Here is a 16911-nt window from a genome sequence, read left to right as displayed (position 1 = left end):
AATATTTTGATTTTAAGGATAAATGATCATTAAGCTTTGAGCGCCGTAACCACATTCAGTTTTGACATGCGCCATGCAGGGTAAACGCCCGATAGCAAACCAAAAACAAGGCAAACCAGCAAACCGATAAATAAAACCGTAAAGTTGATACTGAGCTCAAGATTGGCAATCAGGTTTGCATTGTTGATAGCAGCAAGTACCGCCACCGATAAAATTGCACCGATGAGGCCGCCAAGTAAAGTAAGTATCAGGTTTTCGACAATGAACTGGTAAACCAATGTTTTTGATGATGCCCCAAAAGCTTTTCGTACACCAATTTCTGACGACCGCTCCATGATACGGGTGATATTGATATTGACCAGGTTTAGCGTGGGCAGCAGCGTAAATATGAACACGAAAATGCTGATGGCCGTAACTACGATGAATACGCCGGAATGTTCTTCATTCCCGGTATCAACATAGCTCCTGAAAAATGTGTTGGCGTGGCTGTAAAGGTGTTTAAATTCTTTTCGTTCAACAGGTACCCGCTTTATGATATTTTCATATTCGGCCTGCATTTTAGGTACATCGCTTGACGAATTAGCAAGCAGGATCCCCATATAGCCCCCCAAATAGCCTTTGCTTTTATAATCTTCTTTTGATACGGTATAAGGTAGGTAGATATCGCTGTAAAGCATGTAATTTGTTACCGGTACATTTTTCACAACGCCAATTACTCGGTAACTCAAATTATCTGCTTCGATATATTTGCCAACTACGGGGGTGATATCGCCAAAGTAGTCCCGTTTCATATCTTCAGATATCACCGCAACACGATCTGCATTAGTTACCTGCTGCTTATTAAATGGTTTCCCTTCGGTAAAATCATAGTCGAGCACATCCCAGTAATCTGCGTTAGTGTATTTAAAATTAACCGCTATCTTCTTGTTGTTTACATAAGTATTGGTACCCTTAAACATTGATGATATGGCAACCTTTACAGGGGTTTTCATCATACCGGTGTAATGGCTCAAAAAGTAATATGATAAGGTGCTCGACATCGAATTGTTATCGCCGCTTTCCTGGATCCGGGTAATGTATAACGACCTGTCGCGCTTTTTATCGGGGTAGTTATCGCCTATTACCTTGTTGATAAAAGCAGTTAACACCATCAATATGGTTAAGGTAAAGCTGATACCAAACAGGCTGATGAACGTAAAAAACTTGCGGCGCTTCAATACCGCTATGGCTATTTTAAAATAATTTTTAAGCATAACTCTCTATTTTAAAACGGTTAATTATTGAACCTGGGCACCGTCAAACAGGCGCACCAAACGGTGGGTTTTATGGGCCATATTTTCATCATGCGTAACCATTACTATCGTAGTGCCGTCGTTACGGTTAAGGTTGAGTAGGATCTCCATGATCTCGTTGCCCATGGCGCTATCCAGGTTACCTGTAGGCTCATCAGCCAAAATAATTTCGGGCCTGCCCACAATGGCCCGGGCTATAGCCACACGCTGCCGCTGACCACCTGATAACTGCGTTGGAAAGTGCTTTAACCGGTTGGCCAATCCTACTTTTTCCAGCGCTTCGGCAGCCAGTTCGCGGCGTTGTTTGGCCGTGGTATCGCGATAAAGCAAGGGTAGCTCCACGTTATCAAGTACCTGGAGGTCATTAATGAGGTGATAGCTCTGGAAAATAAAGCCCAGCTTTTTATTGCGGAAAGCTGCCAGCTGCTTATCATTCATTCCTTCAGTTTTTTGATCGTCAATCCTGATATCGCCTTTTGACGGAGCATCAAGCAGGCCCATAATGTTGAGCAGGGTACTTTTACCACAGCCCGACGGGCCCATGATGGATAAAAACTCGCCTTTGGCAATATCAAGGCTTACACTGTTGAGAGCCAGGGTTTCGATGGTATCGGTGCGGTACACCTTTTCAATGTTTTGTAAACGTATCATGAGAGGTTAATTATTGATTTAATGAATTAGTGATTTTTATTGGCTATAGATTGAAATCGGGTTATTGCATTAGTTATAGGTTATTTTTTTGTTTGCTTCAAAGTCATAAAGTGAAAGATAACGCAATTGGTAGTAAGCTCCCCAAAAATCGCGAAGGGCGCTTACATAATCACGCTGGGCCTGGTCGTTTTCGCGGAACGCTATGCCAAGATCCGTAATACTCAAATCGCCAAGCACATACCGCTCGCGGGCTATTTTGTATTTTTCGCCGGCAATGCTATCGGCACTGGCCGTGTAAACCAGTTGCTCCTTCATCATATTAAAAAGTGATACCTGGGTTATTATCTCCTGCTTAAAAGTCTGTTTATCCTGCTCAACCGCGTATTCCGTTAGCTTTTGATTGGCCAAAGCTGTTTTAGCCCTTGATTTAGACCTGCCCCAATCCAATATAGGTATGGATAACTGCAACTCCAGTACCTGTTGGTTTTGAGGGTTCTTGTACACATCCGGAATATTGGTAGCCGTATTTGAGAAACCCAAACTGGCCGTAAGTGTGGCGGTTAAACCGTTTTGCCCTTTGGCCTTGGCTACGTCGCGCTTAGCTTCGGCAAGGCGGCGTGAAAAAGCTATAGCCGCCGATCGGTTAGCATTAGCCTCGGCAAGTACTATATCCGATGAAACAATCATATTATTGATATCTTTCGGAACGGCCAAAACTATCCTGTCATCTCCCGCCTGCCCTATAAAACTGCGCAGCGTAAGTGTAGTGATTTCCACATCGCGCCTTGCTGTGCCTACTGCTTTTTGCGCGTTGATCTTTTCAAGTTGTAGCTGAAGGATATCATTTTTTGATACCTTTCCTAACTCATACTTTAAGTTGGCTATTTTGATGATCCCTTCGGTGTTGGCCAAATTTGTTTCGGCCATTTTTAGGTTTACCTGGGCCAGCAGCAGGTCGAAAAAATAGCCTTCCACGTCAACCGCTATCTTTTCCTGGGCTTCTATATATGCCTGCTTACTTTCGTTAAACTTTAAAGGCTCAATTCTTTTATCCCATTTAAGGCTATTGAACTGAAACAGCGGCTGTGCGTAATTTATACCATAAGGGATACCGTTATACAACACATTGTGCCTGTCAAAATCATCAAAACGCTGCAACTGAGTAGTGCCGAAAATGGTACCACCAGTGGCCGCAATACTTTGACTAAAGTCAAGCCGCAGCTGCGAATTATCGTTATGAATAGGTTGCACCAGGAAGGTACCATTGGGTTGCTGTACTTGCGAAAATGTTTTGGTATACCCCGGTAAAATACCGCTCAATGCCAGCTGAGGCTGATAATTTGATTTGTAGGTACGATACTCCCAATACTTGGTTTCGCGCGTGGTAGCAGCCTGTTTGGCGGCAATAGAGTTGGCCTTCGCCAGCTCAACCACCTGCTGCAGGGTTAGCCGCAGGGTATCGCTGCCGTCACTCGCTATCGCCGCCGAGCGAATGGTTAATAATAATATGATGTATAGATATTTCATTGTTTCATCTCTTCAAATCGTCATTGCGGGAACTGCCTCTCCCTAAACTGGGAAACAAGCCCAAACCTTGTATATCAATGCTATAAACCGGGATTACTTTGCCCCCTGCAATGACGCTTCTTGTTTAATTCTTCACCGTTACTTCTTTCGAGTTTTTGTATTCGCTCATATCCGATGTAATAACTTCGTCACCCTCCTTTACACCATTCTGTATCTCCACATAATCAAAATTGGTAAGCCCGATGTGGACCGTGCGGCGTTCGGCTTTGCCATTGTTCAGCACAAAAATGTCCTGAACGGATGGGCCTTTAAACGCCGGGCCATTGGCAACCCTCATAATTTTGCTGTGTGTGGCCGTCACCAAAAAAACATCTACTTTCATATTAGGCCTGAGCAGTTTGCTCGCCCTGTCGTCAAGCTGTACATCGAAAGAAACTATGCTGTTTTGCACAGATGGGGATACATTACTTACATGTCCGCGCAATTGATCGTCGTTAATCCGCACAATAACAGGCAGACCGCTGCGTATCTGATCGGCCACGTTATCAGATACACTACCCTGAATCCGGAAGCTGCCCAGGTCTGCAATGCGGGCCAGGGTTTCGCCTTCGTGAATATTGGCGCCGATATTTCTGTTAACATAGGTGATTACGCCAGGACGGGTAGCCACCACGTTGGCCAGATCAAGTTTGCGCTGTAACTCCTTTAAATCGTTTTGTTGGATGTCAGCCGCAATTTCGGCTTCCCTGATCTCCAGCTGCATGGTTTGCTGCTTGCTTTTGATCTCGTTCTCCAATTGCTTTTTTTCAAGCTGGGCAACTTTAAGGTTCAGCTCAGCCTGCTCGATATTTTCGCGGGTGCCACCTCCGGCTTTATAAAGGCGCTTGGCGTTTTCAACGGCGTCGGCAAGGTTGCTGATATGGAGTTGCTTAATGTCGTTGTTTGATTGAATGTCGTAAAAGCTTTTGTTCAGATCAAGCTTGAGCTTGCTGATCTCGGTGCGTTTGGTTTCGAGCTGAAACTTTTGTTTTTCATAATCGGTTTGGGTAGCCGATTTATCCAGCGTTAGTATCGATTGGCCAGCTTTGATCTTATTACCGGCATCCATCAGCGCGCTTTTGATAGATGCATTTATCGGGCTGGTAATGATCTCTTCAAACTCCGGCAAAACCTCGCCGGTAGCATTTATGGTATTTTCTATATTACCGATTTCAACTTTGGCAGTTGTTATTTCGGCCCGGGTGATGGTTGATTTAATATATCCCCGCAAAAGCATCACAGCAAGCACCAAAACAGCTATGCTGATAATGATGACAAGCGCTGTTTTTTTGCGTTTGGCAGTAGTAACTTCAAGTGCAATTTCCTTATCCATTGTGATAAATTTGGACAAGGTTTTGCAAGAGCTATACCAATATTAAATCATTAATTATCAATATATTATATTATTTAGATTTTCAAAAAGTGATCGATATCGGACAAAATAGCTGTTATCGACCGTTGATTGTTTTTTTGATTACGCTGATTTCGCTGATTAATTTTAAAGGGAGGGAATGATTGTCTGATGTAGAAGTTGTATGCCTCGGTACGCTGAAAATTCGTTGGATCAACATTGCGTAAACATCAGGGTCCTCTACGAGTTTAAGTTAACCCACAAAATTCACCAACCTGAAAGTTCAATAGGAGGCACCTACGGAGCCAAAAAAAGCCTTCTTTTAATGCTATAAACACGTGGCCCCGCTGGGGCCGGCAAGGTTTTGTAAGATAATCAGTTATCAATTGGGATGTTTAAGGACAGATGCACCAGAGGTGCAAAAGGTTTGTAGCAGAAAAATTATAGAAATACCCTTTGCCCCAGAGGGGTAAAACAGAACGCCTTGCTGATTAAACGGCAAAACAATTTTGTGGGTTAACTTAAATCTACGAGAGACCCTGATGGGGCGAAAATTGCAATTACTTTACGGATATTTTAAACTTCCAAATGCTTCCTGATCTTACCTAACAGGTCATCAATTTCAAAAGGTTTTGCTAAAAAATCGTCGGCACCAGCATCGTAGGCCGATTTTTCAATATCCCGGCTTGCGGAAATCATAATGATCGGGATATCTTTGGTTGAATCCCGTTTTTTAAGTTCACGACAAATGTCCCTCCCATCAGAGCCCGACATCCAGATATCAAGTAAAAGCAGATCGGGAAATTCAGTTTGCATATCCAAGAGCGTCGTTCCATTTACTGTCGACGAAACTTCGTATCCTTCAAAATCAAGTATGATCTCCACCGCATCCACAATCCCCGGATCATCGTCCGCTATCATGATCTTCTTTGTATTTTCCACCGAAACCTCAAGCTACAAAAATCAAGCCCTTATAACTATTAAAGGCATTTATTTAGCAAAAATGATTTAATGATTATTTATTTTTTGCTTTCAACCGGAAGTGCAAAGTAAAATGTAGAGCCTTTACCTTCTTCACTATCCACCCAAATCCGGCCACCTTCACGCTTAATTATCTCCGATGATATGTACAAACCAAGGCCCAATCCTGGAAATGTATGCTGTTTAGCACCACTAACCCTATAAAATTGTTCAAAAACACGGCTCTGCTTTTCTTTTGAGATCCCTATACCGAAATCCTGTACGCTTACCAATACTTCATTGTTGTTGAGCCGGGCCCGCAAAATTATATTTTCGGTATGTGGCGAATATTTAATGGCGTTTGTGATTAAATTAACCAATACCTGGCTTACGCGCTCCCTATCTGCATACACATGTCCTGTTTCGTGTAACTCCTCAATAATTGTATGTTTTTTTGTAGTGCGTTGCAAATCCTCAACTACTTCTTTAATAAGGGCGTTGAAATCAAACATCGTATAATTAAACTGCAGCCTGCCCGAGTTGATCTTGGTTACATCAAGCAAATCGGCAATTAAACTGGTAAGGCGGTTCAACTGAGCATCCATCTTGCCAATCATAGCTGCTTCCATGGTATCACCTTTTTTGGTGAGCATACGCTCAAGCACTTGCGTATAGGCTTTGATACTGGTAACCGGCGTTTTTAATTCGTGGCTTGCAATGCCTATAAATTCGTCCTTTTGCTGTTGCAAAACCTTTTGATCGGTAATATCAAAAGTAACACCAACCATTTGAACGGCTTTACCATTATCATCATACCGGGCTTTTCCGGAAGCATTGATCCAATGTATTGAGCCATCGGGCCAGGTAACCCTGTATTCTGAACTATAAACCGTTTTGTTTTTGATAGCCTCGTTCACCCTGTTTTGTACCTGCTCAGGATATTCTGGCAGCATTGCTGCTAATAGATCAGAAAAATTGAACGTTGCGTCTTTGTTCAGCCCGTAATTGGCTTTACATTGTGCATTGCAGAACATGATGCCGGTTTCCAGGTTAAGTTCATAAGAGCCCAAACGCCCGGCTTCAAGTGCAATTTCAAGGCGCTGATTTATTTGGATCAGGTCCTCCCTCGCTTTCCGGCGTTCAGTAATATCGCGGGCTACCGCAAAAAGATAAGGTTGGTCTGATAACATCAAACTAACCATATTGATCTCTACCGGATAAACTGAACCATTTTTCCGGCGATAAAGTGTTTCGTACTGCGGGATGTTTTGCTGCTGGGCTTTTTTAAAAGCGCGATTAAAGGTGGCATCATCATGATAAATATCAACGTCACTAACATTCATGTTCAGGGATTCTTCTTCGTTGTAACCCCAATCATCCAATGCCACACTATTTACATACGCAATGGAACCATCGCTCCGTAAAAGTATAAATATGTCCGATGCATTATCGGCCATAAATTTAAAGCGCTTCAATTCATCATCGGCATCTTTTTGTTTGGTTATATCTATTATTGTGCCCAGCATCCGTATCGGAATCCGTTCGTCATCGTAATAAACCTTTCCTTCGGCCTCAATAACATGCATACTCCCATCACGCCATAAAACCCTGCCTGTGTATGCTAATTTCCCGGTCTTTAATGCTATGTCAAATGCTTTATCCCTTATGTGCCTGTCGTCTGGAAAAATCCGATCAATATAGCTATCATGTTGCGGCGGTTCGTCAATATCCATAATGGCGTCAAAACGCGGCGAAGTAATCACCTCATCTGTAATCAGGTTTAAATCAAAAGTGCCCAATTCGGCAACATCTATGGCAAGCCTGGCACGTTCTTCAGCATCCTCAATTTTACGTTTAGCAATAACCTGGTTGGTAACTTCCGATGCAACGGCTATGATACCGGTAACCCCGTTGTTGTCCTTTAGTGCCTCATAAACAAAATCTACATAGATTTTTTGAATTTTACCGTTTCGTGGGAGATATACGGGTCTTTCAACAGCAACAAACCTTTCGCCGGTGTTATACACGTTATCAAGCAAAGCTTCAAGCCCCTGCCCTTTGGCTTCGGGTAAACCCTCAAAAATTGGCTTACCAACAGTTTCTTCTGCCGTTTTGCCCCAAAGCTCAAATACCAGATCATTGGCTATTTCAACTATATACTCTTTTCCTTTAAAAACAGCTATTGCTACAGGGGCCTGCAAAATTAACGACCGAAAGTTCTGTTCACTCTCTATAAGTTCGAGTCTTGCTATAGTTTCTTCTGTTATGTCCTGCAATGTACCGTTAAGCCTTATCGCTGTACCCTCATCGTTAAAAAGTGCTTTTCCTTTTGCCCTTACAATACGCTCCGTTAATGTTTTTGGATTGATGATAGTGTATTCGATATCATACTTACCACCCGACGATGGCTTTAAAGCTGTACTAATGGCATCCGCAACTCTTTGCCTGTCTTTACCGGCTATAACAGCTATTGCAAGATCAAGCTCTATTTCATCTTCCGGCAACAAACCAAACCAGTTTTTAAGCCTCTCGTTCCCTATAAATTTATTGGTTTGCGGATTAAGGTCCCACGTACCCAGCTCAGCTGCGTCAATGGCAAACTCAAGTTCGGCTTTACTATCTTTTATTTTATTAAATGCCAGCACCTTATCAGTTGTTTCGGTACAGGCAACAATAATGCCTCCGGGCTTACCGGTTTCATCAATTACAGGGCTGTAACTAAACGTCCAGTAGATATCTTCGATTGCACCATTCCGATAAAAGGGGATTAGCTGATCCTCGTGCCAGGTTGCCCCTCCGCCAGATAATACCTGGTTAATTAATGGTTCGAGGATATGCCAGATCTCGGCCCAGAATATTGGCGCCGGCTGACCTAAAAGCGTGGGATGCTTACCGTTTATCCCAAGACTGGGGCGATAAGCATCATTATAAAAGCAAACAAGATCGGGCCCCCAATACATAAACATTGGGAAGCGCGAATTTAATACGATACCAATGGTGGTGCGCAGGCTTACAGGCCATTGATCTGGTGTGCCAATAGATGTTCCGGACCAGTCGTGCGCCCGGATCAGCGCCCCCATCTCGCCGCCGCCTTCTAAAAATCTCAAACTTCCCTGTTGCATTTACGATTGTACGCTGATGTAAACAGCAGCATCTAAGTTAAGTTTTACAATCGCAATATTTACTTATAAATTAATTTTATTCACAAAACAGCAATTAACTTAAAAATCAGAGTAATCTACAGGGCGAAGAAAGATAATATCGGCATGAGAAACGTTATGTTGGTATTCAGCTTTAGCCGAAAGTGTTTTCCAGTATTCATCTTTGCCAAAAGTATCCCAATGCTTGTCCCTGTCCTCTTTGCTGTTAAAGGCGGTCATGTACATTAAATTAGGCATGTGACTGCCCGCAATAACTTCCGAATAAAAAACAGCATTAAAACCAAGGCGTTTGAAAAGACCAATTTCATCGCCAACGTTAAACATGGTTACCTTGTTAACGTTCAATTTTTCGGTAGGACTTTCATAGCTGCGCAATTCGTAAACCCTATCGGCTTTCTTAGCAGTAAGGTTGGGAACTTCTGTTGAAGGCATACCGGGAAAAGCCTGTAATATGATAGTTTCCAAACGGGTATAAGGCTGCTCGTTATACGCAGCATCAATGTACTCCTTTCCATCGGCAAGGTATGTGGCATCGGCTTGTAGCTTCTGATCAATTCCCATCAGCTTATCCCATGATTGAAATGGGGTAAATACATATAATAGTTTTGCACTATCAACCGGGGCAACGGGTTTAAACACACCAACATTTTTAACACCGGCCCTGTGCAGCGCGGGTATATAAGCTTGCTGCAAATACTTTTCAATTGTATTTTCCTGGGCGGCAGTTTTGTAATGATATATTTTAAGCTGATAATAGTTACGCGCAGGGGCAATAGCAAATGAAGCAGCCACAATAAAAAAGCAAGCAAAAAAAGCTGTAACAGATTTGGAAAGAAAGTTCATAACGGAAGAAGGTTTTCGACGTAAATATAACCTCATTTCAGCAAAGTAGTATTAAGCCCGTTGATATATTTACCCCACTTTTCCAACATTTCCATTAAATCCGAAAGCTTCATGGGTTTGCTCAGATAGTCGTTCATGCCGGCATCCATACATGCCTGCCTGTCTTCGGGCATAGCGTTTGCAGTCATAGCAACAATTACCGGCTGCTCATGGATATTACTACGTATAAAACGTGTTGTTTCCAAGCCATCCATATCAGGCATCTGCACATCCATCAAAATAAGGTTGTAATGCTTTGTTACCATAGCGTTTAGTGCAGCGTGCCCATTTTCGGCAACATCGGCGCTATAGCCCATTTTGCTTAGCATGTGTATAGCCAATTTCTGGTTTATTAAATTATCCTCGGCTATCAGGATACTCATAGGATAGTTTTTGGCGAAATCCTTTGAAAAAGTTGTTTTTGCCGACTGATACTCCGTTTTGATGCCGCTGCCGCCCTTTAATTGTTCAACAATATGTTTATGTAAAAGATTATGCTTTGTAGGCTTAGTCAGTATAGCGCTAAATACATTATCTTCCCGTTTACTTTGTTCGCTGCCTATTGAACTTAGCAATACAATGGGTATTTCAGGAAACTTCTGCTTTACTTCTTTAGCCAGCTGCAAGCCATCCATTTCGGGCATGCTCATGTCTGTTATTAAAAGATCAACAGGTTCGTCCGGTTGGTTAAGCACCTTCAATGCCTCGGTTGCCGATGCCACAACTACAGGGTCATACTTCCACTGCCGCAATTGCGTATCAATAATTTCGCGGTTGGTAGCATTATCGTCAACAAATAAAATCCGCTTATTTTCAAGTTCGGAAAGGTTAAGGTAAACGTAATTACGTTTTACATTTTGCCCCACCTTTGATTTTAAGGTAAACGAAAAAGTAGTCCCCCTCCCAATTTCGCTTTGCACACTAATTTCACCGCCCATCAGCTTCACCAGTTTTTCGCTGATAGCCAAGCCTAAGCCGGTACCGCCATATTTACGGGTTGTACTTGAATCAACCTGCGAAAACGGTTTAAACAAACGTTCCAGTTTATCGTCGGCAATACCTATGCCTGTATCCCTTATTTTAAATATCAGTTCCAGGTCATCACCTTTTAGCTCCTTTACCCCTACCTTTATAAAAACTTCGCCCTGGGTTGTAAACTTTACAGCATTACCTACCAGATTAATGAGGATTTGACGAAGACGTATCGAATCGGAAATAATTTGCACCGGTACATTGTGCTCCACCTGGTAAACCAAATCAAGATTTAAACGTGAGGCCTTTTCTGCAAAAACGTCCAACACACTTTCTATACAATCGCGCAGGTCAAAATCTTCCTCATCAAGTTCCATATTGCCCGATTCAATTTTAGAAAAATCGAGGATATCATTGATAACGGTTAACAGGGCATCCCCGCAGTTTTTTATGGTTTCGGTATATTCTTCCTGTTCGCTTGTTAGCCTGGTACTGGCCAGCAATGTTGCCATGCCTATAACCCCGTTCATAGGGGTACGGATTTCGTGGCTCATAGTAGCCAGGAAAATACTCTTGGCCTTATTGGCACTCTCGGCTTCCTCACGTGCATTCTCTGCAGCTTCCCGGGCCAAGCGTTCATTGGCTGTCATCTTTACAAGGCTTTCTGTACGTTCTTTTACCTGCCTTTCCAATACAATTTTCTGTGCCCTTAAAAACTTAACCCGATAGGTATAAACAAAATATATCAAACCAATTATAGCTGCCGCCGCTATTAATTTAAACCACCAGGTTAACCAAAACGGAGGCACAATGGTAATTTTTAAGCCTGTTGTAGGTGCCGACCATAACCCCGACGTATTTTGATATTTCAGTTTAAAAACGTAGTCGCCCGGCGGCAAATTGGTGTATGAAGCCGTGTTACGGCTACCAACGTTATTCCAGTCTGTATCAAAATTTTCGAGTATATAACTATATTTCTTTTTATCAGATGAAGAATAGTCAAGTGCCGCATACTGCAGCGTTATCACGGATTGTTTATATGATAATTTGATTGACTTAGTATCGCTTATATCTTGTTTTAAGGGAGAGGGATCATCTTTGCCGCGGGCAATTTTTACCGTTTTATTGAACAACTGAAAATTAGTGATCACCAGCGGCATAAAGGCAGATGGCTTTAAGATCTGTTGGGGAGTAAAAGAATTGAATCCGTTAATCCCTCCAAAAAAGATCCTCCCTTCCTTTGTTTGCAGGGCCGAATGCGATTTAAACTCTTCATCCTGCAAACCATCTTCAATGGTATAATTTTTAAAGGTATGCCTAACCGGGTCATAATTAGATAAGCCATTGTTTGTGCTTACCCAAATAGTGCCCAGCTTATCTTCGCGTACAGCATAAATTACATCACTTGGTAAACCATCTTTTGTAGTGAATACAGTAAAATGCTTAGTAATAGGGTTAAAAAGGTTAAGCCCCGAAAGTGTGCTGATCCAAATACGGCCCTTGCTATCCTCAAATAAATCGGGGATGCTGTTATTACTGATACTATTGCGTTTCTCATCGTGCTGAAAACGGGTAAAGGTGCCGGTTTTCCTGTCCATCAAATTGAGCCCGGCGTCAAAAGTGCCCACCCAAAAGTTATTGTCATGATCTTCAAGCAGTGCATATACCCTATCACTGCTTATACTTTTAGGATCGTCAGGATCATATCTGAACGCAGAGAACGTGCCCGACTTTTCATCAAATAAATCAAGCCCCCCGTTGTAGGTACCTACCCAGGTACGGTGATCGCGGGTATGGGTGAGGGCATAAATATTGTTATTGCTTAAACTGCCTGGTTTAGAATCATCGTGTTTAAAATAGGTGAACTTGCCGGTACCAGGATTATACCTGCATAGGCCGTAAGCCCACGTCCCCATCCAAAAGTCGCCTCTAAAATCCTGAGTAATGTTCAATACATAATTACCTATCAGGGTGTTAGGATTGGCAGGATCATTTATATAATGCTTAACGGTACCATCTCTGTTAAACACGTTAACACCTCCACCATCAGTACCTACCCAAATATTACCATCCTGATCTTCGTGTAAACATAGTACAAAATTATTAGCCAGGCTTTGAGGCGATGAGTTATGCCGGAAATGCGAAAAACTTTCGGTACTGCGTTTATACAGGTTAATGCCCCCACTGAAAGCTCCAAGCCACATATTACCCATCCTATCGCGACAAATACTATAGATTGAATTACCGTTCAAACTGCCTCTGTCAATATCATCGTGTTTATAGCTTGTTATTTTGCCTGTTACCGGATCAAGAATATTAACACCATTGTTTTCGGAACCAATCCAAAGCTTCCCGTTTAAATCCATACTTAACGACAAAATCGTATTGCCAGAAATGCTGTTTGCATCTTTATTGTTATGGAGATAGCGCTTAAATGTGCTTGTTTCCGGAGCAAATAAATTAAGGCCGCCATCTTCTGTACCAACCCATAACCGGCTGGAGTTATCTTCATAAATGCAGCTTACATAGGTTCCGGAAATACTGGTATTTATTCCCGGTCGGCTTTGATACCGGGTAAAGGTTCCGGTTTTTCTATCAAATAAGTTAAGGCCTCCACCAAGGGTACCAATCCATAAACGATGTTTTGAATCTTCTTTCAGCGCGGTTACGTCATCGTTGCTTAATGAAGACGGGCTTGTTTCGCTGTGTTTATAATGAGTGATCTTATTTTTAGGGATATCAAACCTGTCAAGCCCGCCTTTTTGACTTGCTACCCATAAAATACCCTCGTGATCAAATATCAGCCGGTTTACAAGATTGCTTGAGATACTATTAGGATTGGCGCTGTCATGAAAATAATGTACAAACTTGCCCGTTTTACGATCAAGTTTATTCAGGCCAAAAAGTGTAGCCAACCATATATTACCATCTTTATCTTCGGCGATATCCGATACCAGGTTACTGCTTAACGAATTATCGTCCTGAATACTATGTTTGTATACCACAAAGCCATATCCATCATAACGATTAAGACCGTCGCGGGTACCTATCCACATAAAGCCACGGCTATCCTGAATTACCGAGCTAACGTTAATTTGAGATAGCCCCTCCCGGGTACCAATATGCTCAAACTTAAGGTTCCTATCCTGCGAAAACCCAATTTGGGCAACCAATGAGGCGACCACAACAAACAAATATTTATAGATATTCACAATAACAGTCTGCGTTGAGTTTAATGATCCTGGAAAAATCCGTCTCCTAATTAAGAGGGACAAAATGGCTTATATGTATAGAGTTTATACGGCTATCATATTTCATAAGTTTAATGTAAACAAAAAAAACAGCAAAACGGATATACTATTAAGCAATAATAACCTTACCAACGGTCATAAAAAAAAGCCTCCCGGTAAATACCGGAAGGCTTATCATATTTTCAGAAAAGCTATATTAATTACAACTCTCTTACCCAAATATTACGGAAGCTAAGCGGCTCGCTTTTATCACCGTGAGCTTGCAATTTAATTGGCGAAGGGCCGTGTTTTTTACCTTCGTACGATGGTTTGCCGATGTACTGTGTAGGGCCAAGCAACTCAAAGTTGTTTTCAACCAGCACACCATTGAAAAATACAGTAGCCCTTGCTGCCGATTTTAATGAACCATCTTCGTTAAATACAGGGGCAGTCCAGATAACATCATAAACATTCCACTCGCCTGGTTTACGGCCCGGGTTTGCCAATGGGATTACCTGTTTGTATAAGCTGCCTGCCATACCGTTAACATAGGTTTTATTTTCGTATGAATCTAAAACCTGTAATTCATAACCTGCATCGCCTTTACCTATCGAAGCTAAGAACACACCGCTGTTACCGCGGGCCTGACCAGTGCCTGTAATGCTTGCAGGTACTTTCCATTCAATGTGCAGCTGATAGTTGTTAAAGCTTTTTTTAGTTTCGATGTTGCCGGTAGCTTTGTTCACGGTAAGCACGTCACCTTTAACCAGCCATTTAGCCGGGGTTTTATCTTCAACAGAAACCCATTCGTCAAGGCCTTTACCGTTAAACAGGATGATAGCATCAGATGGGGCATCACCTAAATTTTTTCCGGGTGTAACTACTTTAGGTACCGGCTCCCAAATCTCGGTGTCTTCAGGTTTGGCATTTTGTGCGTTTGCCATGAAGCAGCTTCCTGCTAAAAGGGCGGTTAGTATTAATGGATATTTCATTTCTCTAAAATAATTGGTTTAAACGTGAAGCGTATTTTTAAGGTATGAAGCACTTTTTGCAATGCTCACATACGGATCAATATTGGTATAATTTTCCTGCTCAACAATAAAATGCTTAATGCCGGCAAGTTTAGCTTTACCCAATATGGTTTTAAAGTCGATATTACCGTTACCTATCTCAGTATTCAGTTCGGCATTGGTTTTATCCCTGTCTTTAACATGCACAAAAGAGAAACGGCCCGGGTGTTTTTCAAAAATCTCGACCGGATTTTGACCGGCACGTACTACCCAGTAAAGATCCATTTCCATGGCCACCAATTTAGGATCGGTGTTGTTAAGCACTACATCGTAAAAAGTAGTATCGCCAACAGGAGCCCATTCAAAGTTGTGGTTATGGTAACCTAACTTCAAGCCCGATTTTTTCAGGATCTCGGCAATCTTATTCATTTTTTCGGCAACGCCTTTGCAGTCGTCAACCGTTTTAATAAAGTTGTGGTTTAATGCAGGGATAATGATATGTGATTGACCAATAGTATTGGCAACCTCAATATATGCGTTCAGGTCATCAGTTTTGCCTGAGCCCAAATATTCGTCCAGGCCGTAATGACCGCTTGGAGTTGTTAAACCGTTATCCTTTAAAAGCTGGCTAAATTCCTTACCTTTTAATCCCCAATAACCGGTTTCTTTGTTAAAACCAAAGGTTTCTACCTCGTTATAACCGGCTTTTGCTACTTGTGCAATAACACCTTTTACATCTTTGGGTAATTGATCGCGCAGGCTATACAATTGCAGGCCCACTTTATTTGAAGCTTTTGCCGATACCAACTTAGGTGCAATAACCGCACCGGCAGCTATTAGTCCGGCTTGTGCTAAAAATGTTCTTCTGGTTGTCATGTATTTGTTTTAGTTAGTTTAGCTTTTTAGAGTGATAAGGTGATGTAAGGTTTAAACATCACAAATATGTACCGCTTTTTTAAGCGAAGCTATTTTGTCTTTTTGTTTTGGAATGAACTCCTGGGCTACAAAGCCCTTATGCCCTACCTCAACTATGGCGCGCATAATGGCCGGGTAATAAAGCTCCTGTGTTTCGTCAATTTCGTTACGCCCCGGAACACCACCGGTATGGTAATGCGCAATGTACTGGTGGTTGGCTCGGATGTTACGGATCACATCCCCTTCGTCAATCTGCATATGGTAAATATCATAAAGCAGTTTAAAGTTTTCTGAACCAAGCCTGCGGCAAAGTTCTGCCCCCCACTCTACCCTATCACACTGGTAATCTTTATGGTCAATTTTGCTATTCAGCAGTTCCATTACCAGTACCACGTTGTGCTTTTCGGCAAGGGCAACCATTGGTTTTAAGCCTTCAACGCAGTTGTTCCAGCCTTCTTCGTCGGTTTTACCGCGACGGCTGCCACTAAAACAGATCAGGTTTTTATACCCGGCTTCTGCCACCAACGGAATCATTTTAGTGTAGTTTTCATGCAGTTTAGCGTGAAACTGTTTATCGCCAAAGCCATCGGTAAGGTTAATTTCGGCACCGTTACACATGGATGAGAACAGGCCATATTTTTTTAGCGTTGGCCAATCTGAAGGGCCAACAAGGTCAATCCCTTTTATGCCGATATCTTTTGCAGCAGCGCAAAGCTGATCTACAGTAAAATCGCCGTAGCACCAGCGGCATACCGCATGGTTAATATTGCCTTTGAGCTTATCATCAGCCTGCATATGTTTTTCAGTTTCGGTGGTAAATGAAGATAGTACGCCCGACGCGCCGATAGCCGCCGTGCCTGCGATCATGCTTTTTATAGCCGAACGCCTGTTTTGGTTTGATCCCATGGTTTATTTTAGGTT

Annotated in this window: 11 protein-coding genes; all 11 read right to left on the bottom strand. The window is 42.3% G+C overall.

Annotated elements, in window-relative coordinates; translation table 11 throughout:
* Positions 1–29: 29 nt before the first annotated feature.
* Positions 30–1253, bottom strand: a complete 1224-nt coding sequence (locus BMX50_RS15635; RefSeq protein WP_091211469.1) for an ABC transporter permease — start codon at positions 1251–1253, stop codon at positions 30–32.
* A 24-nt stretch (positions 1254–1277) separates the two neighbouring features.
* Entirely contained in the window at positions 1278–1943 is a 666-nt protein-coding gene (locus BMX50_RS15630; RefSeq protein WP_091211468.1) for an ABC transporter ATP-binding protein, read from the bottom strand.
* 69 nt (positions 1944–2012) lie between these two features.
* Positions 2013–3470: a TolC family protein gene (locus BMX50_RS15625; RefSeq protein ID WP_091211467.1), complete on the bottom strand. Its 1458-nt coding sequence runs from the start codon at positions 3468–3470 to the stop codon at positions 2013–2015.
* Between the two features lie 124 nt (positions 3471–3594).
* Positions 3595–4842: an efflux RND transporter periplasmic adaptor subunit gene (locus tag BMX50_RS15620; RefSeq protein WP_091211466.1), complete on the bottom strand. Its 1248-nt coding sequence runs from the start codon at positions 4840–4842 to the stop codon at positions 3595–3597.
* 594 nt (positions 4843–5436) lie between these two features.
* A complete protein-coding gene (locus BMX50_RS15615) occupies positions 5437–5802 on the bottom strand; it encodes a response regulator (RefSeq protein WP_091211465.1) in 366 nt (121 codons plus the stop codon).
* 77 nt (positions 5803–5879) lie between these two features.
* The gene (locus BMX50_RS15610; protein WP_208864720.1) at positions 5880–8927 is read right to left on the bottom strand and encodes a PAS domain S-box protein; all 3048 of its coding nucleotides are present in this window, start codon (positions 8925–8927) and stop codon (positions 5880–5882) included.
* Positions 8928–9041: 114 nt separating this feature from the next.
* Positions 9042–9824 carry an NIPSNAP family protein gene (locus BMX50_RS15605; protein WP_091211463.1) on the bottom strand — a complete coding sequence of 261 codons (783 nt, stop codon included), beginning with the start codon at positions 9822–9824 and terminating at the stop codon, positions 9042–9044.
* A 32-nt stretch (positions 9825–9856) separates the two neighbouring features.
* The gene (locus BMX50_RS15600; protein ID WP_143065190.1) at positions 9857–14047 is read right to left on the bottom strand and encodes a hybrid sensor histidine kinase/response regulator; all 4191 of its coding nucleotides are present in this window, start codon (positions 14045–14047) and stop codon (positions 9857–9859) included.
* A 239-nt stretch (positions 14048–14286) separates the two neighbouring features.
* Positions 14287–15057: a 3-keto-disaccharide hydrolase gene (locus BMX50_RS15590; protein WP_091211460.1), complete on the bottom strand. Its 771-nt coding sequence runs from the start codon at positions 15055–15057 to the stop codon at positions 14287–14289.
* 18 nt (positions 15058–15075) lie between these two features.
* The gene (locus tag BMX50_RS15585; RefSeq protein ID WP_091211459.1) at positions 15076–15951 is read right to left on the bottom strand and encodes a sugar phosphate isomerase/epimerase family protein; all 876 of its coding nucleotides are present in this window, start codon (positions 15949–15951) and stop codon (positions 15076–15078) included.
* A 51-nt stretch (positions 15952–16002) separates the two neighbouring features.
* Positions 16003–16896 (bottom strand): hydroxypyruvate isomerase family protein, encoded by an 894-nt coding sequence (locus BMX50_RS15580; RefSeq protein ID WP_091211458.1) that lies wholly within the window; start codon positions 16894–16896, stop codon positions 16003–16005.
* Positions 16897–16911: the final 15 nt, after the last annotated feature.

Origin of the sequence: Mucilaginibacter gossypiicola (genome assembly GCF_900110105.1) — a bacterium.
Lineage (GTDB): Bacteria > Bacteroidota > Bacteroidia > Sphingobacteriales > Sphingobacteriaceae > Mucilaginibacter > Mucilaginibacter gossypiicola.
The sequence above is the reverse complement of the archived record's forward strand: the minus strand, read 5'-3'. Positions and strand labels throughout refer to the sequence as shown.

Excerpts from the sequence above, each read along its gene's own strand:
- BMX50_RS15635 (WP_091211469.1), bottom strand. The coding sequence starts at position 1,253 with ATGCTTAAAAATTATTTTAAAATAGCCATAGCGGTATTGAAGCGCCGC.
- BMX50_RS15630 (WP_091211468.1), bottom strand. The coding sequence starts at position 1,943 with ATGATACGTTTACAAAACATTGAAAAGGTGTACCGCACCGATACCATC.
- BMX50_RS15625 (WP_091211467.1), bottom strand. The coding sequence starts at position 3,470 with ATGAAATATCTATACATCATATTATTATTAACCATTCGCTCGGCGGCG.
- BMX50_RS15620 (WP_091211466.1), bottom strand. The coding sequence starts at position 4,842 with ATGGATAAGGAAATTGCACTTGAAGTTACTACTGCCAAACGCAAAAAA.
- BMX50_RS15605 (WP_091211463.1), bottom strand. The coding sequence starts at position 9,824 with ATGAACTTTCTTTCCAAATCTGTTACAGCTTTTTTTGCTTGCTTTTTT.
- BMX50_RS15590 (WP_091211460.1), bottom strand. The coding sequence starts at position 15,057 with ATGAAATATCCATTAATACTAACCGCCCTTTTAGCAGGAAGCTGCTTC.
- BMX50_RS15585 (WP_091211459.1), bottom strand. The coding sequence starts at position 15,951 with ATGACAACCAGAAGAACATTTTTAGCACAAGCCGGACTAATAGCTGCC.
- BMX50_RS15580 (WP_091211458.1), bottom strand. The coding sequence starts at position 16,896 with ATGGGATCAAACCAAAACAGGCGTTCGGCTATAAAAAGCATGATCGCA.